This window comes from Streptomyces sp. C (genome assembly GCF_000158895.1).
GTDB lineage: Bacteria > Actinomycetota > Actinomycetes > Streptomycetales > Streptomycetaceae > Streptomyces > Streptomyces racemochromogenes.
Window position 1 is genome coordinate 2,758,504 of record NZ_GG657750.1, and the last position, 20,376, is coordinate 2,778,879.

Below are 20,376 nucleotides of genomic sequence, written 5' to 3' on the forward strand. Positions count from 1 at the left end.
GGCTGCGGGTCGAGGTTGGCGTCCACCAGGACGAGGGCGGGAGACCAGCCGGGGGTGACGGGCGGCCAGCACGATGGCCACCGCTCCGCCCATGCTGTGGGCGATCACCTCGGCGCCTTCGGCACCGGCCGCGGTCATGGCCTCCGCCACGGCGTCGGCGTGGGCCTCCAGGGTGTACGAGAACGTCTCGGGACGGTCGCTGTGGCCGTGCCCCAGCATGTCGAGCAGCAGCGAGCGCCGCCCGGCCAGCAGCGGGTGCACGGCGGTCGCGGCGAAGTAGGCGGGAGAGGTCGAGCCGAGCCCGTGCAGGTAGACACGGGGCGCGTCCGCTCCGGGCAGTTCTACCCAGCGGATCCGGTCGCCTTCCGGCGTCACGATGGCATTGTGCACGGCGAGTTCCCCCTGGAGCGATGCGTGAAGTGATGATCGACAAGTCCGGAACGAGGCTAACCGGGGCTCCAGCGGCCTCGTCTACCCTCATCTGATGACCTTGTACGTGAACCAGCTCGACGGCGCCGTGCCCCAGACCGGACCGCCCCCGGCCGGGTCCGGTGTGGCGGTGTGGTCGCTGGACACCACGCGCGAGGCGATCGGCGGCCACGAGGCCGGCGGGGCGCGGGCGCTGCTGGACGCGGCCGAACGGGAGCGCGCCGGCCGCCTGCTGCGCCCGGCCGACCAGCGCAGCTACCTCGCCTCGCACCTGGGGCTGCGCGTGCTGCTCGGCGGGTACCTGGGGCTGGCGCCGCAGGAGGTCGCCCTGGTCCGCGAGGACTGTCCGGGGTGCGGGGGGCCGCACGGCCGGCCCGCCGTGGCCGGGGGTGCGGTGCACTTCTCGCTGTCCCACAGCGACGACGTGGCGTACTTCGCCTTCTCGGGGGTGCCGGTGGGCGTCGACGTGGAGGGGATACCGAGGGCGAGCGCGGTGGGCGACGTCCTGAGCAGCCTGCATCCGGCGGAGGCGGGCGAGATCACCGCGCTCCCGGAGGCGGAGCGGCAGACGGCGCTGGCCCGGGTGTGGGCCCGCAAGGAGGCCTGCCTGAAGGGCACCGGCGTGGGGGTCGCCTTCGGCCTGGCCGATCCGTACGTGGGCTCGGGCCCCACCCCCGCCCCGGTCCCGGGCTGGACCCTGCGCGACCTCCCCGCCCCGGCCGGCTACGCCGCCGCGGTGGCCGTCCGCCGGCCTGCTTGACCGGAACCGGCGTCAGCGGGGCGGCCCCAGCCGGGCTGTGCGCGCCCGCGCGGCGGGGCCCAGCAGTGGCCACACCCCCGCCAGCCAGCCCGCCGCCGAACCGGCGGTGGGCAGCCCCGGGGGCACGCGGTCGTGGAGGGCCGTCGCCTCCGGTTCCACGGCCCGGTGGTGGGCGAGGATCGCCGGCTCGGCGGGCCCGGTGGCCGCGACGGCCACACTGCGCAGGAACATCAGGTTCGCGGCGAGCAGCCAGACCGGGTCCCCGACCGCGTCCGCTCCCGACGCCCCGTCGCAGCCGTCCGCCAGCGCCCAGGGGTCCGGCGCCAGGTAGCGCACCGCACCGACCCCCGTGAACCCGGCCGCCGCGGCGCACATCGCGCACGGCTCCTGCGTACTCCACAGCGTCGCGGAGCCGAGGTCCCATCCCGTCCGGGCGGCTCCGAGCGCGTTCATCTCCGCATGCGCCAGGGGCGTTCCCCGCAGCGGTCCCGTCCCCGTCCCTTCCCCGGGGGACTCGTAGGCCTCGTTGCGTCCCCGCGCCAATACCACCCCCGCCGGGTCCGTCAGCACCGCCCCTACCGCCAGGCCTCCGGCGGCCAGCGCCTCGTAGGCCAGTTCCAGCACCCGCCGCACCGCCTCCGGCGCAGACCGCCACGCCGTCTCGAACTCCCCACCCGCGTCCACCGTCATATCCGCATGCTCGCACGCCCCCGTCGCCCTACCCTGGCCGTCATGGACATTCGACGCGCCCGCAGCGCCGGCGAACTCATGGCCGCCGAGGGGCTCTTCGACGGGCCCGCGCGCCCCGAGTGGTGCGAGCGCTTCCTCGCTCGGACCGGCCACCTGATGCTCATCGCCTATGTCGACGGCGTGCCCGCCGGCATGGTCTCCGGCGTCGAGATGACCCACCCCGACAAGGGCACCGAGATGTGCCTGTACGAGCTGTCCGTGGACGAGGGCTACCGGCGGCGCGGCATCGGCCGGGCCCTGACGCTGGCCCTCGCCGACGAGGCCAAGGCCCGTGGCTGCTACGGCATGTGGGTGGGCGTCGACACGGACAACGAGGAGGCGCTGGCCACGTACGCGTCGGCGGGTGCCGAGGACGAGGGCCTCTTCTCCATGCGCGGCTGGCCCCTCCGCGACGCCTGACGGGCGCCCGGCCGCACCCTTTGGGCGGCGTGTCGTGGGGCCAGTCGGCGCACCCTCCGCGCGGGGGCGGTCGGGCTGGCCGAGCATCGGCCGCATGACCGCCATGACCGCAATGACCGCCGTGACCTCACTGCTCCCGGCCGCCGCCCTGCTCGCGGCGGCCGCCGTCCTGCCTCCGCACCCCGCCCCCGCCGCCGAGGCCGGCGACGCCCCCGCCGCCTACGTCGTCATGCTGAAGGACTCCACCTCCCGCGCCCCGACCCGGGCCCTGGCCGCCGAGGCGGCGCGGGCGGGGGACGAGGTCGGGGCGGTCTACGACGCCGCCCTCAACGGTTTCGCGGTCCGCACCACCGCCGCCCGCGCCGCCGCCCTCGCCGCCGACCCGAGGGTCGCCTCCGTGGAACCGGACGCGCCGTTCCGGATCTCCGGCGCGCCGGCCTTCCCCGACCCCCCTTACATCCCCGTCCCCGCCCCCGACCTCGCCCCAGGGCCCGTCCCAGGGCCCGTCCCCGTCCCCGGCCTCGTCCCCGATCCCGTCGCCGCACCCGCGCCCCTGACCCAGCGGCCGGCCCCCTGGGCGCTCGACCGGATCGACCAGCGCGAGCTGCCGCTCGACGGTGCGTACACGTACTCGGGCAATCAGGGCCGGGGCGTCACCGTCTACGTGGTCGACACCGGGATCAACACCCTCCACCAGGAGTTCGGCGGCCGCGCCCGCAACGGCTACAACGGCTACAACGGCCTCTTCCAGGGCGGCGCCCAGGACTGCAACGGCCACGGCACGCACGTCGCCGCCACCGTGGGCGGGGCGACGTACGGGGTCGCGAAGGGGGTCTCCCTGGTCGGTGTGAAGGTGGCCGACTGCCGGGGCGACGGGAGCCTCTCGGTGATCCTGCGCGGCCTCGACTGGATGGTGAGGGACCACGTCAGGAACCCGGCCCGGGGTCCCGCAGTCGCCAACATGAGCATGGGCGGCACCCGGAGCCACTCCATGGAGGCCGCGGTGATCCGCGCGGTCGCCTACGGGATCACCTTCACCGTCGCCGCCGGCAACGAGGCCCGGGACGCCTGCGCCGGCTCCCCGGCCGCCGTCCCGCAGGCCCTCACGGTCGGCGCGACCGACGGCGCGGACCGGCGGCCGACCTTCTCCAACCACGGCCGCTGCGTGGACATCTCGGCACCGGGCCAGTCCGTCACCTCGGCCTGGAAGGGCTCCCCGACCGCCCTCGCGCGGGCCTCGGGTACGTCGATGGCCGCCCCGCACGTCGCCGGCGCCGCCGCGCTGCTGCTGGCGGACGGCCGGGCCGGGACCCCCGCGGAGGTGGGCCGGCTGCTCGTCCGCGACGCCGTCCCGGACCGGATCGCGAACCTGCCCGCCGGGACCCCCAACCTGCTCCTGCACGTCCCCTCGGAGCAGTAGCCCGGCGGCACCGACCAGTCGGTATCCGATGTCCCATCAGACCAGGTCTGATGGGACATCAATGTCTGTGCGTTTCGGGCGAAAGCAAGCCATTGACTTCTCAACACCGCGACGCGTCAATGACGGCCATCCGCACCGGCTCGGCCTTCCCCACACAGCGGGTGGGGGGAGGGGTTCGTCATGACGAAGGAGTCGCGACCCTGTGAGTACGAGAACCCTCAGACGAAAAGTGCTGGCCGGGGCGGGCGCCCTGTCCCTGGCCCTGACGGGCGGCGTCGTGGCCCTGACGGGACCGGCGCAGGCCGCGACCAAGACCACACCCGTGCCGGTGAAGTGCGTCGCCCCCGCGCCCCAGCCGGGCGCCAACGGCAACCAGGACTACACCGTCACGGTGCCGGACACCGCCAAGGCGGGCGAGACCGTGCCGATCACCATCGACCCCGGCGAGACACCGGTCGTCCCGATGTTCACCATCGACACGGTCAACACCATCAAGGCGAAGCTGCTCGTCGGCGGGGTCGCGCAGACGGTCACCAGCCCGCCCGTGAACAGCCACCAGGAAGCCGGCAAGAAGGCCGACCCGCCCGCCTTCAGCGGCACGATCAAGATCCCGGACGGCACCGAGGGCACGACGGTCCAGATCACGATCGACCAGGTGGTCACGGACGCCGACCTCGGCGGCACGGTCTACACGACGACCTGTACGCCGGACCCGCGCCCCAGCGCCCCGGTCGCCTCGATCGCCGTCGAGGCCCTGCCGAAGGACCCGGTCACCACCAAGCTGACGCCGAACAGCGGCAAGGCCGGCACCGCCGTCACCGCCACCGGCGCCAACTTCCCGGCCGGCCCGGTCACCTGTTCCGCCCAGCTCGCGGGCGCGGCGACCGGTGACGCGGGTACCGGTACGGCGGACGCGTCAGGCGCCGCCACCTGCAACATCACGATCACCAAGAAGGCCGACGCGATCAAGATCGACGGATCGGTCGCCCCCGCCAAGCCCTTCGTGTTCATCGAGGAGCAGGCGGGCGTGCAGAACCCGGTGGACATCGAGGTGCTGCCCGGGCCGCTGGCCCTCGGCCCGAAGGACGGCCAGCCGGCCGTCAGCTTCGGGGCGGTCACCATCAACGGCAAGGCCCAGTCGGTGTTCGGCGCGTTCAACGCCGCGACCGTCCAGGACTTCCGCGGCGGCAGCCTCGGCTGGGACGTGACGGCGACCCGTACGCCGTTCCTGAACCAGGCGACGGGCCACTCGATGGCCAAGGCGCAGCTCGGCATCCAGCCGTCCTGCACCGTGACCAACCCGGACAGCCCGAGCACCTGCACGGCCGGCGCGCCGGGCGCCATCTCGGGCACGCCGATGAAGGTCGCCTCCCAGGCGGCCGGCGGTGAGGAGCTGACCGGCGGCGAGTTCGCCGTGGGCGGCGCGGCGATGATCCAGCTGCCGCCGTTCATGTTCGCCGACACCTACCAGTCGGTCGTGACCTTCTCCATCGCCTGACGGGCTTCCTGACGGACGCCCCGGACCGGGTGGTGCGGCGCCCCGGCGCCGCACCACCCTCCCGCGTTCGCCCCTCCCGCGTTCCACACGCCCGCGTTCGCCCCTCCCGCGTTCGCCCCTCCCGCGTTCCACACGCCCGCGTTCCACCCTCCCGCATTCCGCCGCCGCGACCCTGGAGACCGACGCCCATGCGCATCCGCACCGTTGTCCGCTCCCTCCTCCCCGCCCTGTCCGGCGCGCTGGTGCTGCTGGTGCTGCTGCTCCCCGCCGCCCCCGCGAGGGCCGCGGACAACGGCACGTGGGGGGTCTTCCCGACGCCGCCGGCCGGCGCGTCGGTGACCGACCGGGCGTACTTCTTCCACCAGGGCGCCGCCGGGACCTCCGTCAGCGACAGCGCGACGATCGTGAACTCCTCCGACAAGGAGCTGACCTTCCGGGTCTTCGCCACCGACGCGATGAACACGCCGTCGGGCGGGGCCTTCGCGCTGCTGCCCGTGCAGACGAAGCCGAAGGACGTCGGCGCCTGGGTCGCGCTGGCGCCCGAGGCGGCGGCCACCGTCACCGTCCCGCCCCGGGGCCGCAAGGACGTCCCCTTCACCGTCAGGGTCCCGCAGGACGCCGTGCCGGGCGACCACGTCGGCGGGATCGTCGCGCTGAACACCGAGGTCGAGGGGGTGCGCAAGGAGGGCAAGGTGCAGGTCGGGGTGCAGCGCCAGGTGGGCGCCCGGATGTACTTCCGGGTGCCCGGCCCGCTGACGCCCGGACTGACCGTGGAGGACGTACGGGTCACCCGGGGCGCCCCGCTGCTGCCGTGGGTCAAGGACGCCCGGGCCACCGTCACGTACACGCTGGTCAACCGGGGCAACGTGGTCGTCGAGCCGAGGGTGGCGGTGTCCGCCGAGGGGCTGTTCGGGCGTCGGGTTCTGGACCGGCCCGCCCGCGACCTGAAGCTCGTACTGCTGCCCGGCCAGCGCATCGAGCTGACCGAACCGTGGCCGGACGCGCCGCAGTTGGACTGGGTGTCCGTCAAGGTACGGGCGGGTGCGGCCGCTTACCCGGACCTCGCCCCGGACGCCGGTACGGACTTCGTCGCCGTCCCGTGGCCCGCGGCGGGCGTCGCCCTGCTCCTGGCGGGGGCCGGGGCCACCTTCCTGCTGCTGCGCCGGCGGCGCCGCGGCACTCCGGAAGAAGCGCTGAGCGAACCGGACTTGGCGGCGGCCCGCTGACCGGCGAGGGTGTCCCCGGGGTGACGGCATTCGGCCATCACCCGCGACGGGGAGGCACGACGGATGGAACGAGAGCACAGCGAGCCCGGGTCCGCCGCGCCCGCCGCCCGGCCGGTCAGGGGCGTGGGCCTGCTGACCCGCATCGAGCGGGCGCTGGGCACGGGGACCGCCGCCTACCTGCCCGGGGACGGCTGGATACGGCTCACCCTCCCGCTCGACGACGGGGGCCCGGCGCCCGTCACGGTGGACGTGATCGCCGACACCGTGCGGCCCCCGCGCGGGATCGCGTACCTGCTGCCCGGCGGTGGCCTGAACTTCGCGGCGGACTTCTTCACTCCGGGCCGCGACAACCTGGCCCACCACCTGCGCCGCCAGGGCCTGCTGGTGGTCGGGGTGACCCCGCGCGAGGACGCCGCCCGCCCCGAGGAGGTCACCGCGGACTTCGGACTGGCCGCGCACCGCCGGGACCTGGCGGCCGTGGTGGCCGCGCTGGACTCCGTACTTGCCCTGCCGTACGAGTACGCGGGCCACTCGGCCGGCGCCGCCCTGGCCCTGGACGCGGCCTCCCACGACCCCTCGGAGCGGCTGCGCCGGGTGCTGGCCCTGGACACGACCGGCCCGTACGCGGGGGCCCTGGCCGAGCGGGCCGCCGAGACCCGGGAGGCGTACGAGGAGCAGCTCGCGCGGGGCGCCCACGCCACCGACCCGGGCCTCGCGGCGCTGGTCGCACGGGCGGTCGCGGACCCGTCGGGCGCGTCGGAGGCGCCCTGGCCGCCGGACCCGGCCCGGCGCTTCACGCACGCGGGCCTGGCCCACTTCGCGCTGCTGTGCACCGCCGCGCTGCCCGGTCCGGCGAACTGGATCTACCGGCAGGGCCACGGCGCGGGCGAGTACGTCTTCGGCGCCACCCCGGCCGAGGACCGCTTCGCGCCGGCCCACACCCCGCTGGCCGCCTGGCACGCGGCCACCTCGGCACTGGGCAGCGGGCTGGTCCCGACGGCGCTGATGCGGGACCTCGCGGCGGTGTGGGCGGGCGACGGCAAGGCGTACGGGATCGCGTGGGAGCGGATCCGCTGCGAGGTGGTGTGGGTCAACACCGAGCTGGGCCGGGGCGACGAGCCGCGCGGCGCGGAGCTGATCCGCGCGGCGGGCAACGACCGGGTCCGCTTCGCCGTGGTCCCGGGCTACGGGCACGGCGACGCGGTCTGGTCGCGGACGGCGGCGGCGGACGTCTGGCCGCTGCTCCAGGGCTGAGGGGACGGCGCAGCCCCCGGCCGGTGAGGGTTGGCCGGGGGCTGCTGGTTCGGCGGGGCGTCGGGCCCGGCGCGGGGCGTCGGGCCCGGCGCGGTGGCGGCCCGGCGCGGGCGGTGGCCCGGCGCGGGCGGTGGCCCGGCGCGGGCGCGGCCCGGGGGACGGCCAGGGCTCAGTGGTTGCGGGGGAAGCCCAGGTCCACGCCGACGGGGGCGTCGGCCGGGTCGGGCCAGCGGGTGGTGACGACCTTGCCGCGCGTGTAGAAGTGGATGCCGTCGTTGCCGTAGATGTGGTGGTCTCCGAAGAGCGAGTCCTTCCAGCCGCCGAAGGAGTGGTAGCCCACCGGCACCGGGATCGGCACGTTGACGCCGACCATGCCGGCCTGGATCTCCAGCTGGAAGCGGCGGGCGGCGCCACCGTCGCGGGTGAAGATCGCGGTGCCGTTGCCGAACGGCGAGGCGTTGATGAGGGCCACGCCCTCCTCGTAGGTCTCGGTGCGCAGCACGCACAGGACCGGGCCGAAGATCTCGTCGCGGTAGGCGTCGGAGTCGGTCTTCACGTTGTCGAGCAGGGACAGGCCGATCCAGTGGCCGTTCTCGTACCCGTCGACCGTGTAGCCGGTGCCGTCCAGGACCACGTCGGCGCCCTGGTCGGCCGCGCCCTTGACGTACGAGGCCACCTTGTCGCGGTGGGCGGCGGTGATCAGCGGGCCCATCTCGGAGGTCGCGTCGTTGCCGGGGCCGATCTTGATCTTCTCGGCGCGCTCGCGGATCTTCTCGACCAGCTCGTCGGCGATGGAGCCGACGGCGACGACCGCCGAGATGGCCATGCAGCGCTCGCCGGCCGAACCGTACGCGGCGGACACGGCCGCGTCGGCGGCGGCGTCCAGGTCGGCGTCCGGGAGCACCAGCATGTGGTTCTTGGCGCCGCCCAGCGCCTGCACGCGCTTGCCGTTGGCGGAGGCGGTGGTGTGGATGTGGCGGGCGATCGGGGTGGAGCCGACGAAGGAGACGGCGGAGATGCCGGGGTGGGCGAGGAGGGCGTCGACGGCGACCTTGTCACCGTGGACGACGTTGAGGACGCCCGCCGGCAGGCCGGCCTCGGTCATCAGCTCGGCCAGCTTGACGGAGGCCGACGGGTCCTTCTCGCTCGGCTTGAGGACGAAGGTGTTGCCGCAGGCGATGGCCAGCGGGAACATCCACATCGGAACCATCGCCGGGAAGTTGAACGGGGTGATGCCCGCGACGACGCCGAGCGGCTGGCGGATGGCGGAGACGTCGACCCGGTTGGAGACGGAGGTCGACAGCTCGCCCTTGAGCTGCGTGGTGATCCCGCAGGCCAGCTCGACGATCTCCAGGCCGCGCGCGACCTCGCCCAGCGCGTCGGAGTGCACCTTGCCGTGCTCGGCGACGATCAGCTCGGCGATGGCGTCGCGGTTGGCGTCCAGCAGCGCGCGGTAGGCGAAGAGCACCTTGGTGCGGGCGGCCAGCGAGGACTGGCCCCAGGACAGGAAGGCCTCCTGGGCGACCTTGACGGCCGCGTCGACCTCCTCGGCGGAGGCCAGGGCGACCTGCGTGGTGACCTCGCCGGTGGCCGGGTCGGTGACCGGGCCGTAGTTGCCCGACGCGCCCTCGACGGTCTTGCCACCGATCCAGTGGTTGACGGTCTTCATGTGCTGCTCCTTCACAGATGGCGACGTCGCTGCGCGGCTTGCCGGTCGTACTCTTCACGGGCTCGGGCCGCCGACGCACGGGTCGCGGTCTCGGCCACAGGAACATCCCACCACGCCTGCGCCGGGGGCGGGCCCGACACAGTGTCGGGTGTTCGGGTCTGTGCGTAGACACATGTGGGCCGGTCCGACAGTCGGGCCTCGGCCAGGGCTTTTCGCAGGTCACCGATGGTGCGGGTGCGGATCACGGCCATCCCGAGGGAGGCCGCGTTGGCCGCGAGGTCCACCGGAAGGGGGGCCCCGGTGTACGCGCCGCCGGGCGCCCGGAAGCGGTAGGCCGTGCCGAAGCCCTCGCCGCCGACCGCCCCGGAGAGGCCGCCGATGGAGGCGTAGCCGTGGTTGTCGAGGATCACCACCTTGAGGGGGACGCCCTCCTGGACGGCGGTGACGATCTCGGTGGGGTTCATCAGGTACGAGCCGTCGCCGACGAGCGCCCACACCGGCCGCTCCGGGGCGGCGAGGGCCACGCCGAGGGCGCCGGGGATCTCGTAGCCCATGCAGGAGTAGCCGTACTCCACGTGGTACTGGTACGCGGAGCGGGCCCGCCAGAGCCGGTGCAGGTCGCCGGGGAGCGAGCCGGCCGCGTTGACGATCACGTCGGTGTCGTCGACGACGGGCGTCGAGGGCGCCGAGCACCTGGGCCTGGGTGGGGACGGCGTCCTCGTCGGGGGCGTGGAAGGCCTGGTCCACCAGGGCCTCCCAGTAGAGCTTGGCCTTGCGGTACGTCCGCTCGTACGCCGGGTCCACGCGGTGCCCCGCGAGCTCCGCGCGCAGCGCGTCCAGGCCCTCGCGGGCGTCGGCGACCAGCGGCAGCGCGGCCTGCTTGTGGGCGTCGTACGGGTCGAGGTTGAGGCCGAGGAAGCGGACGCCGGGGTCCTGGAAGAGGGTCGAGGAGGCGGTGGTGAAGTCGGTCAGCCGGGTCCCGGCCGCGATGACCAGGTCGGCTGCGCGGGCCAGGTCGTCGGCGGTGGCGGTGCCGGTGTGGCCGACGGCGCCGACTTCGGCGGGGTGGTCGTGGCGCAGCGCGCCCTTGCCGGCCTGGGTGGCGGCGACGGGGATGCCGGTGGCGTCGGCGAAGGCCCGCAGGGCGTCCTCGGCACCGCTGTGGCGGATGCCGCCGCCGACGACCAGCAGGGGCCGGCGGGCCGCCCGTACGGCCTCGGCGGCCGCCCGCAGCTCGTCGGTGCCGGGCCGGGGGCGGCGCACCCGCCACACCCGCTCGGCGAAGAACTCCTCGGGCCAGTCGTACGCCTCGGCCTGCACGTCCTGCGGGAGCGCGAGGGTGACGGCGCCGGTCTGGACGGGGTCGGTGAGCACCCGCATCGCCTGGAGGGCGGCCGGGACCAGGGCCTCGGGGCGGGTGATCCGGTCGAAGTAGCGGGACACCGGCCGCAGGGTGTCGTTGACGGAGACGTCGCCGGCCCAGGGCACCTCCAGCTGCTGGAGCACCGGGTCGGCGGGGCGGGTCGCGAAGGTGTCGCCGGGTAGCAGGAGCACCGGGATCCGGTTGATCGTGGCGAGGGCGGCGCCGGTGACGAGGTTGGTGGCGCCGGGCCCGATGGAGGTGGTCACGGCGTGCGCGGAGAGCCGCCCGCGCTGCCGGGCGTACCCGACGGCGGCGTGCACCATGGCCTGCTCGTTGCGCCCCTGGAGGAACGGCATGGCCTCCGGCCCGCTCTCCAGCAGCGCCTGCCCGATCCCGGCGACGTTCCCGTGCCCGAAGATCCCCCAAGTGGCGGCGATCAGCCGGTGCCGGCGCCCGTCGCGCTCGGCGTACTGCACGGCGAGGAAGCGGACGAGCGCCTGCGCGGTGGTGAGCCGGACGCTCCGCTGGGCGGTCACGGGGTCTCCTCGGGTCGGGGGAACGGGAGGCGGGGGTCGACGGTCTGGGCGGGCCAGGTGTCGCGGATCCAGGCGTGGTCGGGGTGGTCCCGGATCAGCCACTGGCGCTCCGCGTCCGGGCCGGCCATCACGTTCAGGTAGTACATGTCGTGCCCGGGCGCCGCGATCGACGGGCCGTGCCAGCCGTCGGGGATCAGGACGACGTCACCCGACCGCACCTCGGCGAGCACGTCGGTCTTCCCGGCGGGCGAGGGCGTCACGCGCTGGTAGCCGACGCCGGGGGTGTCGCCGTGCGGGGCGATCTCGTAGAAGTAGATCTCCTCCAGGCGGGATTCCTCGCCCGGGTGGTGCTCGTCGTGCTTGTGGGGCGGGTACGAGGACCAGTTCCCGCCGGGGGTGAGCACCTCGACGGCGATGAGCCGGTCGCAGTCGAAGGCGTCGGCGGCGGCGAAGTTGTGCACCTGCCGCGAGCACTGGCCGGCGCCGCGCAGCTCTACGGGTACGGCGGCGGCGGGGCCGTACCGCGCGGCCAGCCGCCGCTCGCACCGCGCCCCGACGAGCGCGAACCGGCCGCCTGCGGCGGAGGCGATCTCGGCGCGGGCGTCCCGGGGCAGGTACGCGAAGTCGGTGGGCCCGTCGAACACCGACCCCCGCCCGCCCAGCCGGAAGGTGCCTGCGGGCCCCTCCCCCACCCCGCCCCTTCCCGAAACCATGGCTGCGCCCCGGCCCCCCTCGGGGGCTCCGCCCCCGAACCCCTGCGCCTCAAACGCCGGCGGGGCCGGATCTTCCAGCCCGTCCGGCGTTTGAGGACCGGGGTCCGGGGGAGCGGCCGCGCAGCGGATCTCGCAGGGGCCCGTCAGCGGGAGGACGATCCACTCCGCGTCCCCGCACGTGTGCGCGTACGCCTCCCCCGGCTCCAGCTCCAGCACCACCAGCCGGGTGAGTTCCATCCCCGCCTCAGACCGCACCGGCACGCCCCAGCACCTCCTCCACCTCGTGCGGGAACGGCATCGCCGACGAGCACGCCAGCCGCGAGGCCACGATCGCCCCGGCGGCGTTCGCGTACCGCAGCACCCGTTCCAGGTCCCAGCCGGCCAGCAGCCCGTGGCACAGGGCGCCCCCGAAGGCGTCCCCGGCGCCGAGCCCGTTCACGACCTCCACCTCCACCGGCGGCACCTCCACCGCCGTCCCGTTCCGGTGGACCGCGAGGACGCCCCGCGGCCCCCGCTTGACCACCGCCAGCTCCACCCCGGCCGCGAGCAGCGCCTCCGCGGCCGCGTACGGCTCGCGGCGGCCGGTGGCGACCTCGCACTCCTCGGCGTTGCCTACGGCCACCGTCGCCAGCCCGAGGGCCCGCTCGTACCAGGGCTGCGGCGGGCCGTCCCACAGCATCGGCCTCCAGTCGAGGTCGAAGACCGTGGTCCCGGACTTCGAGCGGGCCTCCAGCGCGGCCAGGGTCGCGGTGCGGCTCGGTTCGGCGCTCAGGCCCGTGCCCGTCATCCAGAAGATCCGCGCCGCCCGCACCGCCGCCCGGTCGATCTCGTCCGGGCCGATCTCCAGGTCGGGCGCCTTCGGGAGCCGGTAGAAGTAGAGCGGGAAGTGGTCGGGCGGGAAGACCTCGCAGAAGGTGACGGGCGTCGGGTGGGCGGCGACCTCCGCCACCCACCGGTCGTCGACCCCGAACGCCCGCAGCTCGGCGCGCAGGTACGCGCCGAACGGGTCGGCCCCGGTCCGGGTGATGACGGCCGTGCGCCGCCCCAGCCGGGCGGCCGCGACGGCGACGTTGGTCGGCGAGCCGCCGAGGAACTTGCCGAAGGTGTCGGCCTCGGCGAGCGGTACGCCGGTCTTGAGCGGGTAGAGATCCACCCCGATCCGCCCCATCGTGATCAGGTCGTGGACGGCTCCCCCGTCCGACGTCTCCACAGCCGGTTCTCCGCCCACTCGTCCTCCCACTCGTCCTCCCTCTTCCTCGGAGCCCGCACCCTAAGGTGGCCGTCATGACCTCCTCCCCACCCGCGTTGACCCGTATCCGTGTCGGTTCGGCTCCGGACTCCTGGGGTGTCTGGTTTCCGGAGGATCCCCTGCAGACCCCCTGGGAACGGTTCCTCGACGAGGTCGCCGACGCCGGGTACGAGTGGATCGAGCTGGGCCCGTACGGCTATCTGCCCACCGATCCGGCCCGGCTCGCCGACGAGACCGCCAAGCGCGGGCTGCGGGTGTCGGCCGGCACCGTCTTCACCGGACTCCATCACGGCCCCGGCGTCTGGGAGCAGACCTGGGCGCACGTGTCGCGGATCGCCGCGCTGGCCCGGGACACGGGGGCGGAGCACCTCGTCGTGATCCCGTCCTTCTGGCGCGACGACAAGACCGGCGGAATGCTGGAGGACCCGGTCCTGGACCCGACCCAATGGCGTGAACTGACGTCCCAGACCGAGCGCCTGGGCCGGGAGGTGCGTGAGCGGTACGGGCTGCGGATCGTGGTCCACCCGCACGCGGACACGCACATCGACACCCCCGAGAACGTGGCCCGGTTCCTGGACGCCACCGATCCGGCTCTGGTCTCCCTGTGCCTGGACACGGGGCACTACGCGTACTGCGGCGGGGACAGCGTCGAGGCGATCGAGACGTTCGGCGAGCGGATCGGCTACCTGCACCTCAAGCAGGTCGACCCGCGGGTCCTCGCCGAAGTGCGGGCGCAGGGGACGCCGTTCGGCCCGGCGGTGGCGCGCGGGGTGATGTGCGAGCCGCCTTCCGGGGTGCCCGCGCTGGAGCCCGTGCTGGCGGCGGCGCAGCGGCTCGGGGTGGAACTGTTCGCGATCGTGGAGCAGGACATGTACCCGTGTCCGCCGGAGCGCCCGCTGCCGATCGCCCGGCGCACGCGTGCCTATCTGCGCTCCTGCGGCGCCCGTTGACGACCCCGAACCTCGGAGGAGAGACATGAGCACGCTCGGCATCGCCGTCATCGGGACCGGGAAGATGGGCGCCGACCACGTCCGCCGGATCGGCGAGGCGGTCGGCGGGGCGCGGGTGGTGGCCCTGGCCGACCCGGACGGGGACCGCGTCAAGGAGGTCGCGGCGGGCCTGGAGGGGGTGGGCGCGTACACCGATCCGGCGGCGGCGGTGGCGGCGCCCGGGGTGGACGCGGTGCTGATCGCCTCGCCGGGACCGGCCCACGAGGAAGCGATTCTGCACGCCCTGGGGCGGGAGTTGCCGGTGCTCTGCGAGAAGCCGCTGACGCCGGATCCGGAGGGGGCCCTGCGGGTGCTGGAGGCGGAGCGCGCGCTCGGCCGGCGGCTGGTGCAGGTGGGGTTCATGCGGCGCTTCGACGCCGAGTACGAGCGGCTCAAGGCGCTGCTGGACGCGGGCGGGATCGGCCGGCCGCTCTTCCTGCACTGCCGCCACCGCAACGCCGCCTCGCCGTCCTTCTTCACCAGCGACATGCTGATCAGCGACTCGGTGGTGCACGAGGTGGACGCGGCCCGCTGGCTGCTGGGCCAGGAGGTGACGGCGGTGACGGTGCTGTCCCCCACGCCGTCCTCCGCGGCGCCGGAAGGGCTGCGCGATCCGCGGCTGGTGCTGCTGGAGACCTCGGGCGGGGCGGTGGTCGACGTGGAGATCTTCGTGAACTGCGGGTTCGGCTACCAGGTGCAGTGCGAGGCCGTCGGCGAGTCGGGCAGCGCCCGGATCGGCGACGGGCACGCGATGGTCGTCCAGTCGGGCGGCCGCTGGGGCGGGGAGATCACCCAGGACTTCACCACGCGCTTCGCCGACGCCTACGACCGCCAGGTGCGGCGCTGGGTGGCGGCGGCCGCGCGGGGGCGGGTGGACGGCCCCGACGCCTGGGACGGGTACGCGGCCGCCGCCGTGTCGGAGGCAGGACTGGCGGCGGCGCGCAGCGGCGTACGGACCCCGGTGCGGCTGGCGGAGCGACCGGAGCTGTACGCCCGCTGAGGCCCGGCGGCCCAGGCCCCCGGCCGCCCCGCGCCGAGGCCCGCCGGGCCCGGCCCCCGGCCCGCAGCCGCCACGGGCGGCTCCTGTGTCACGTACGTCACGGGCGTCGCCGCCGTGTCACACATGTCCGGACTACGCGGGTTTTCCGTCACAGGGAGTCCACAGACACTCCCCCGCCCTCACCGAGCGTCGTTCTCCGGGCACAACCCGAGTGATCGTCAGTGTCCACGCGCCGGCTCCCCCGACGGCCTCCCGGCCGGCCCCGCGCCGTGGACCAGGAGGTGGCGTCGATGAGCGACCGACAGCTGTGGTCCTACAAGGAGATCGCCGCCCATATCCGGGTCCAGCCGGACACCGTGCGCTCCTACCGCAAGCACGGGCTGCTGCCCGCCCCCGACCACGTGGAGGGCGGCAAGCCCTACTGGTACGCCGACACCATCCGGACCTGGGTCTCGCGCCGCCCCGGCAACCGCGGCCGCCGCGAGGAGTGATCCGGCGTACGGGGTCGGGGGCGGGGCCGGGCCCCGCCCCGGTCACCAGGACTCCTCCCCGCCGCGCCGTTCCGCAGGCGAGCGGCGGCGCGGGCACCGCGGCGGCCATGATGAGGATGAGCGTCACAGACCGGGCCATGAGCGCCATGCGCGTACGCTCCGGCGATCCCGGGCACCGGAGACCGACCGGAGAGCCGCCGGACCCGCGCCCAATGGACGCTCAATACCCCCTAGGGGTATAGAGTGGGAAGGACAGACGTCCCCCGACAGAGGAGAACGACATGACCGCCGTGACGGTAACCGTGTACAAGGTCACCGGGATGACCTGCGGGCACTGCGAGGGCGCGGTGACCGCCGAGCTCGCCGCCCTCCCCGGCGTGACCTCGGTCAAGGCCGTCGCCGCCACCGGCGAGGTCACCGTCGAGTCCCGGGCGCCGCTCTCCGAGGACGACGTACGCGCCGCCGTGGACGAGGCCGGGTACGAGCTCGCCGGCGTGGCGGCCTGAGCCAGGCCCCCGCACCCCTCGCACGGCAGTACCCGCCGGGCCGCACCCGCCAGCTCATACTGGACCGTACGGCCCGGCCCTCCCCCTGGAGCGGGACATGAGCAGCAGCACAGTGCACGACGCGCCCATAACGGAGGCCCCCGCCTCCGAGGTCGAACTGACGATCGGCGGGATGACCTGCGCCTCCTGCGCGGCCCGCATCGAGAAGAAGCTCAACCGGATGGACGGCGTCAGCGCCACGGTGAACTACGCCACCGAGAAGGCCCGGGTCTCGTACGGCGGCGCGGTCCAGGTGGCCGACCTGATCGCGACCGTGGTCAGGACGGGCTACACCGCCGAGGAACCCCCGCCGCCACGCCCCGAACCGGAACCGGAAGCGGAAGCCGAAGCGGAGCCCGGGGACGCCGCCGCCGTACGCGACCCCGAGCTCGCGGCGCTGCGGCAGCGGCTGCTGGTGTCCGCCGCCCTGGCCCTGCCGGTGGTCCTGCTCTCGATGGTCCCCGCCCTCCAGTTCGACAACTGGCAGTGGCTCTGCCTCACCCTCGCCTCACCCGTGGTGGTGTGGGGCGCCCTCCCCTTCCACCGGGCCGCCTGGACCAACCTCCGGCACGGCGCCGCGACCATGGACACCCTGGTCTCGGTCGGCACGCTGGCCGCCTACGCCTGGTCCCTGTGGGCGCTGTTCCTCGGCCACGCCGGCATGCCCGGCATGCGGCACGGCTTCGACCTCACCGCCGGGCGGACCGACGGCTCCTCCGCCCTCTACCTGGAGGTCGCGGCGGGCGTCGTGACCTTCATCCTGCTCGGCCGCTACCTGGAGGCCCGCTCCAAGCGGAAGGCGGGCGCGGCGCTGCGGGCGCTGATGGAGCTGGGCGCCAGGGACGTGGCCGTACTGCGCGACGGCCGCGAGGTCCGGATCCCCGTCGGCGCGCTCGCGGTCGGGGACCGGTTCGTGGTCCGGCCCGGCGAGAAGATCGCCACCGACGGCACCGTCGTCGAGGGTTCCTCCGCCGTGGACGCCTCCATGCTGACCGGCGAGTCCGTCCCGGTCGACGTGACCGCCGGGGACGCCGTCACCGGCGCGACCGTGAACACCTCCGGCCGGCTCGTCGTGGAGGCCACCCGGATCGGGGCCGGCACCCAGCTCGCCCGGATGGCCCGCATGGTCGAGGAGGCCCAGAACGGCAAGGCCGAGGTGCAGCGGCTCGCCGACCGGATCTCCGCCGTCTTCGTGCCCGTCGTCCTGCTCCTCGCGCTCGGCACCTGGGTCGTCTGGCTGCTGCTCACCGACGACCCCGCCGCCGCGTTCACCGCCGCCGTGGCCGTGCTGATCATCGCCTGCCCCTGTGCCCTGGGCCTGGCCACGCCGACCGCGCTGATGGTCGGCACCGGCCGGGGCGCGCAGCTGGGCATCCTGATCAAGGGGCCGGAGGTGCTGGAGTCCACCCGGCGCGTGGACACCGTCGTGCTCGACAAGACGGGGACGGTCACCACCGGCCGGATGACCCTGACGGGGGTGCACCCGGCCGAGGGCGTGGACGAGGGGGAGCTGCTGCGGCTCGCGGGCGGGCTGGAGCACGCCTCCGAGCACCCGGTCGCCCGGGCGATCGCGGCCGGCGCCGCCGAGCGGGCCGGGGAGCTGCCCGCGCCGGCCTCCTTCGAAAACCTCGCCGGGCTCGGCGTCCGGGGCACGGTCGGGGGACACGAGGTCCTGGTGGGGCGCGAGCGGCTGCTCACGGACCACGGGATCACCCTGCCCGCCCCGCTCGCCGCGGCCAGGGCCGCCGCCGAGGCGGCCGGCGCGACCGTGGTGCTGGCCGCCTGGGACGGCGCGGCCCGCGGGGTGCTGACCGTGGCCGACGCCGTCAAGGGGACCAGCGCCGAGGCCGTGGCCCGGCTCCGGGCGCTCGGCCTCACCCCGGTGCTGCTGACCGGCGACAACAGGGCCGTGGCCGAGACGGTGGCCCGGGAGGTGGGCATCGACGAGGTGATCGCGGAGGTGCTCCCGCAGGACAAGGTGGACGTGGTCCGCCGGCTCCAGGCCGAGGGCCGCACGGTCGCCATGGTCGGCGACGGGGTCAACGACGCGGCCGCGCTCGCCCGGGCCGACCTGGGCCTCGCCATGGGCACCGGCACCGACGCGGCCATCGAGGCCGGCGACCTGACCCTCGTACGGGGTGACCTGCGGGTGGCGGCGGACGCGATCCGGCTCTCCCGGCGGACCCTGGCCACCATCAAGGGCAACCTGTTCTGGGCCTTCGGCTACAACGTGGCTGCGCTCCCGCTGGCCGCCGCGGGGCTGCTCAACCCGATGATCGCGGGGGCCGCGATGGCCTTCTCGTCGGTCTTCGTGGTGACCAACAGCCTGCGGCTGCGCTCGTTCCGCTAGAGGATCTCCTCCCCGTTCCCTCCACAGGTCCTTCACTGGAGACGCAGATCACAGTGATGACAACGTAACCATCCGGGGTCGTCGCAGGTCTAATGGGGCGATGCCGGAAAACGTCTTGGGGGACGTTTCACGGAGGTCCTTGGGGGGGGCTTCCGGGCATCCGCCGGCCGGGACGCGTGCCCTCGGGAAGCTTTGAGCGGCCCACCCGACCCGAACGGGTCCCGGCACACACCGACGCCCCGGCGCGGGTCCCGTGGGGGGAATCCGCTGCCGGGGAAAAGGGAAGCGCCCCGACCGTCGACCCGTGGGGGGATCGACGGCGGGGCGCTTTCCGCAAGACGGGAGCGGCCGGAAGGACCTAGCGGGCCTCGACCGGGACGAACTCGCGCAGGACCTCGCCGGTGTAGATCTGGCGCGGGCGGCCGATGCGGGAGCCGGGCTCCTTGATCATCTCGTGCCACTGCGCGATCCAGCCGGGAAGGCGGCCGAGCGCGAAGAGCACGGTGAACATCTCGGTCGGGAAGCCCATGGCCCGGTAGATCAGGCCGGTGTAGAAGTCCACGTTCGGGTAGAGGTTGCGGGCGACGAAGTACTCGTCGGCCAGCGCGTGCTCCTCCAGCTTGAGCGCGATGTCCAGCAGTTCGTCGCTCTTGCCGAGCGCCGAGAGGACGTCGTGCGCCGCCGCCTTGATGATCTTCGCCCGGGGGTCGAAGCTCTTGTAGACGCGGTGCCCGAAGCCCATCAGGCGGACGCCGTCCTCCTTGTTCTTCACCTTGCGGATGAAGGCGTCGACGTCGCCGCCGTCGTTCTTGATGCCTTCCAGCATCTCCAGGACGGACTGGTTGGCGCCACCGTGCAGCGGGCCCCACAGGGCCGAGATGCCGGCGGAGATCGAGGCGAACATGTTCGCCTGCGAGGAACCGACCAGGCGCACGGTGGAGGTCGAGCAGTTCTGCTCGTGGTCCGCGTGCAGGATCAGCAGCTTGTCGAGCGCGGAGACCACGACCGGGTCCAGGTCGTACTCCTGGGCCGGCACGGAGAAGGTCATGCGCAGGAAGTTCTCGACGTAGCCGAGGTCGTTGCGCGGGTAGACCACCGGGTGGCCGACCGACTTCTTGTACGCGTACGCGGCGATCGTCGGGAGCTTGGCCAGCAGACGGATCGTCGAGAGGTGGCGCTGCTTCTCGTCGAACGGGTTGTGGCTGTCCTGGTAGAACGTCGACAGCGCGCTGACCACGGACGACAGCATGGCCATCGGGTGGGCGTCGCGCGGGAAGCCGTCGTAGAACCGCTTCACGTCCTCGTGCAGCAGCGTGTGCTGGGTGATCTCGTTGCGGAACGACGCGAGCTGGTCGACGGTCGGCAGCTCGCCGTTGATCAGCAGGTAGGCGACCTCGATGAAGGTCGAGCGCTCCGCCAGCTGCTCGATCGGGTAGCCGCGGTAGCGCAGGATGCCCTGCTCACCGTCGAGGTAGGTGATCGCCGACTTGTAGGCGGCGGTGTTGCCGTAGCCACTGTCCAGCGTGACGAGCCCGGTCTGGGCCCGGAGCTTCGAGATGTCGAAGCCCTGGTCACCGACGGTGCTTTCGACCACCGGGTAGGTGTATTCACCGTCCGCGTACCGGAGTACTACAGAGTTGTCGCTCACGTCATCCCTCACCGACGTAGTGCCTCTTCTTCGAGGTGCCCTGACTGCCTCTACCTTCCCCCATTTGGCGCAGGAGAGTGCACTCGG

Annotated in this window: 16 protein-coding genes and 2 pseudogenes; 11 read left to right on the forward strand and 7 right to left on the reverse strand. The window is 74.1% G+C overall.

Features of this window, described 5'->3' with window-relative positions; genetic code table 11:
* Nucleotides 1-390 (reverse strand): annotated as a pseudogene (locus SSNG_RS12200) (alpha/beta fold hydrolase); the annotation flags it as partial.
* A gap of 94 nt (nt 391-484) precedes the next feature.
* Here SSNG_RS12200 and SSNG_RS12205 point away from each other — a divergent pair.
* The gene (locus tag SSNG_RS12205) at nt 485-1,189 is read left to right on the forward strand and encodes a 4'-phosphopantetheinyl transferase superfamily protein (RefSeq protein WP_007264131.1); all 705 of its coding nucleotides are present in this window, start codon (nt 485-487) and stop codon (nt 1,187-1,189) included.
* Nucleotides 1,190-1,201: 12 nt separating this feature from the next.
* On the opposite strand, the gene SSNG_RS12210 is transcribed toward SSNG_RS12205, so the two are convergent.
* The gene (locus SSNG_RS12210; RefSeq protein ID WP_007264132.1) at nt 1,202-1,879 is read right to left on the reverse strand and encodes a nucleoside deaminase; all 678 of its coding nucleotides are present in this window, start codon (nt 1,877-1,879) and stop codon (nt 1,202-1,204) included.
* Between the two features lie 42 nt (nt 1,880-1,921).
* Here SSNG_RS12210 and SSNG_RS12215 point away from each other — a divergent pair, with 42 nt between their 5' ends.
* From SSNG_RS12215 to SSNG_RS12235, 5 genes are all read left to right on the forward strand, one after another.
* Nucleotides 1,922-2,338 (forward strand): GNAT family N-acetyltransferase, encoded by a 417-nt coding sequence (locus SSNG_RS12215; RefSeq protein WP_042803377.1) that lies wholly within the window; start codon nt 1,922-1,924, stop codon nt 2,336-2,338.
* A gap of 94 nt (nt 2,339-2,432) precedes the next feature.
* Complete coding sequence (locus SSNG_RS12220) at nt 2,433-3,758, forward strand: S8 family peptidase (protein WP_277752143.1); 1,326 nt, start codon at nt 2,433-2,435, stop codon at nt 3,756-3,758.
* Nucleotides 3,759-3,960: 202 nt separating this feature from the next.
* Nucleotides 3,961-5,256, forward strand: coding sequence for a hypothetical protein (locus SSNG_RS12225; protein WP_128636938.1), 1,296 nt, complete (start codon nt 3,961-3,963; stop codon nt 5,254-5,256).
* 188 nt (nt 5,257-5,444) lie between these two features.
* Nucleotides 5,445-6,482 (forward strand): DUF916 domain-containing protein, encoded by a 1,038-nt coding sequence (locus tag SSNG_RS12230; protein WP_007264136.1) that lies wholly within the window; start codon nt 5,445-5,447, stop codon nt 6,480-6,482.
* Nucleotides 6,483-6,545: 63 nt separating this feature from the next.
* On the forward strand, nt 6,546-7,736 hold the full coding sequence (locus tag SSNG_RS12235; RefSeq protein ID WP_007264137.1) for a hypothetical protein: 1,191 nt from the start codon (nt 6,546-6,548) through the stop codon (nt 7,734-7,736).
* Nucleotides 7,737-7,905: 169 nt separating this feature from the next.
* Here SSNG_RS12235 and SSNG_RS12240 read toward each other — a convergent pair whose 3' ends face one another.
* The 4 genes and pseudogenes from SSNG_RS12240 to iolC all read right to left on the reverse strand — a co-directional run bounded on the left by SSNG_RS12240 (nt 7,906) and on the right by iolC (nt 13,185).
* On the reverse strand, nt 7,906-9,405 hold the full coding sequence (locus SSNG_RS12240; protein ID WP_007264138.1) for a CoA-acylating methylmalonate-semialdehyde dehydrogenase: 1,500 nt from the start codon (nt 9,403-9,405) through the stop codon (nt 7,906-7,908).
* 11 nt (nt 9,406-9,416) lie between these two features.
* Nucleotides 9,417-11,304: pseudogene (gene iolD / locus SSNG_RS12245) on the reverse strand (3D-(3,5/4)-trihydroxycyclohexane-1,2-dione acylhydrolase (decyclizing)).
* Nucleotides 11,301-12,278, reverse strand: coding sequence for a 5-deoxy-glucuronate isomerase (gene iolB / locus SSNG_RS12250; RefSeq protein ID WP_050779607.1), 978 nt, complete (start codon nt 12,276-12,278; stop codon nt 11,301-11,303). Before iolB ends, iolD begins: the two are co-directional and overlap by 4 nt.
* Nucleotides 12,262-13,185 (reverse strand): 5-dehydro-2-deoxygluconokinase, encoded by a 924-nt coding sequence (gene iolC, locus SSNG_RS12255; protein WP_050779857.1) that lies wholly within the window; start codon nt 13,183-13,185, stop codon nt 12,262-12,264. The genes iolB and iolC overlap by 17 nt, the downstream gene beginning before the upstream one ends.
* Before the next feature lie 116 nt (nt 13,186-13,301).
* Here iolC and SSNG_RS12260 point away from each other — a divergent pair, with 116 nt between their 5' ends.
* The 5 genes from SSNG_RS12260 to SSNG_RS12280 all read left to right on the forward strand — a co-directional run bounded on the left by SSNG_RS12260 (nt 13,302) and on the right by SSNG_RS12280 (nt 18,641).
* The gene (locus SSNG_RS12260) at nt 13,302-14,216 is read left to right on the forward strand and encodes a sugar phosphate isomerase/epimerase (RefSeq protein ID WP_007264142.1); all 915 of its coding nucleotides are present in this window, start codon (nt 13,302-13,304) and stop codon (nt 14,214-14,216) included.
* A gap of 25 nt (nt 14,217-14,241) precedes the next feature.
* The gene (locus SSNG_RS12265) at nt 14,242-15,255 is read left to right on the forward strand and encodes a Gfo/Idh/MocA family oxidoreductase (RefSeq protein ID WP_007264143.1); all 1,014 of its coding nucleotides are present in this window, start codon (nt 14,242-14,244) and stop codon (nt 15,253-15,255) included.
* 290 nt (nt 15,256-15,545) lie between these two features.
* A complete protein-coding gene (locus SSNG_RS12270; protein ID WP_042800909.1) occupies nt 15,546-15,746 on the forward strand; it encodes a MerR family transcriptional regulator in 201 nt (66 codons plus the stop codon).
* A 281-nt stretch (nt 15,747-16,027) separates the two neighbouring features.
* Entirely contained in the window at nt 16,028-16,252 is a 225-nt protein-coding gene (locus tag SSNG_RS12275; RefSeq protein WP_007264145.1) for a cation transporter, read from the forward strand.
* A gap of 97 nt (nt 16,253-16,349) precedes the next feature.
* The gene (locus tag SSNG_RS12280) at nt 16,350-18,641 is read left to right on the forward strand and encodes a heavy metal translocating P-type ATPase (RefSeq protein WP_007264146.1); all 2,292 of its coding nucleotides are present in this window, start codon (nt 16,350-16,352) and stop codon (nt 18,639-18,641) included.
* A 358-nt stretch (nt 18,642-18,999) separates the two neighbouring features.
* Here SSNG_RS12280 and SSNG_RS12285 read toward each other — a convergent pair whose 3' ends face one another.
* Complete coding sequence (locus SSNG_RS12285; protein ID WP_007264147.1) at nt 19,000-20,289, reverse strand: citrate synthase; 1,290 nt, start codon at nt 20,287-20,289, stop codon at nt 19,000-19,002.
* Nucleotides 20,290-20,376: the final 87 nt, after the last annotated feature.

What these genes read in the sequence shown, in the direction of transcription:
- SSNG_RS12280 (WP_007264146.1), top strand. Translation starts at nt 16,350, where the DNA reads ATGAGCAGCAGCACAGTGCACGACGCGCCCATAACGGAGGCCCCCGCC.
- SSNG_RS12220 (WP_277752143.1), top strand. Translation starts at nt 2,433, where the DNA reads ATGACCGCCATGACCGCAATGACCGCCGTGACCTCACTGCTCCCGGCC.
- SSNG_RS12260 (WP_007264142.1), top strand. Translation starts at nt 13,302, where the DNA reads ATGACCTCCTCCCCACCCGCGTTGACCCGTATCCGTGTCGGTTCGGCT.
- SSNG_RS12210 (WP_007264132.1), bottom strand. Translation starts at nt 1,879, where the DNA reads ATGACGGTGGACGCGGGTGGGGAGTTCGAGACGGCGTGGCGGTCTGCG.
- SSNG_RS12265 (WP_007264143.1), top strand. Translation starts at nt 14,242, where the DNA reads ATGAGCACGCTCGGCATCGCCGTCATCGGGACCGGGAAGATGGGCGCC.
- SSNG_RS12205 (WP_007264131.1), top strand. Translation starts at nt 485, where the DNA reads ATGACCTTGTACGTGAACCAGCTCGACGGCGCCGTGCCCCAGACCGGA.
- SSNG_RS12230 (WP_007264136.1), top strand. Translation starts at nt 5,445, where the DNA reads ATGCGCATCCGCACCGTTGTCCGCTCCCTCCTCCCCGCCCTGTCCGGC.
- iolC (WP_050779857.1), bottom strand. Translation starts at nt 13,185, where the DNA reads ATGGGGCGGATCGGGGTGGATCTCTACCCGCTCAAGACCGGCGTACCG.
- SSNG_RS12215 (WP_042803377.1), top strand. Translation starts at nt 1,922, where the DNA reads ATGGACATTCGACGCGCCCGCAGCGCCGGCGAACTCATGGCCGCCGAG.
- SSNG_RS12270 (WP_042800909.1), top strand. Translation starts at nt 15,546, where the DNA reads ATGAGCGACCGACAGCTGTGGTCCTACAAGGAGATCGCCGCCCATATC.
- SSNG_RS12235 (WP_007264137.1), top strand. Translation starts at nt 6,546, where the DNA reads ATGGAACGAGAGCACAGCGAGCCCGGGTCCGCCGCGCCCGCCGCCCGG.
- SSNG_RS12240 (WP_007264138.1), bottom strand. Translation starts at nt 9,405, where the DNA reads ATGAAGACCGTCAACCACTGGATCGGTGGCAAGACCGTCGAGGGCGCG.
- SSNG_RS12275 (WP_007264145.1), top strand. Translation starts at nt 16,028, where the DNA reads ATGACCGCCGTGACGGTAACCGTGTACAAGGTCACCGGGATGACCTGC.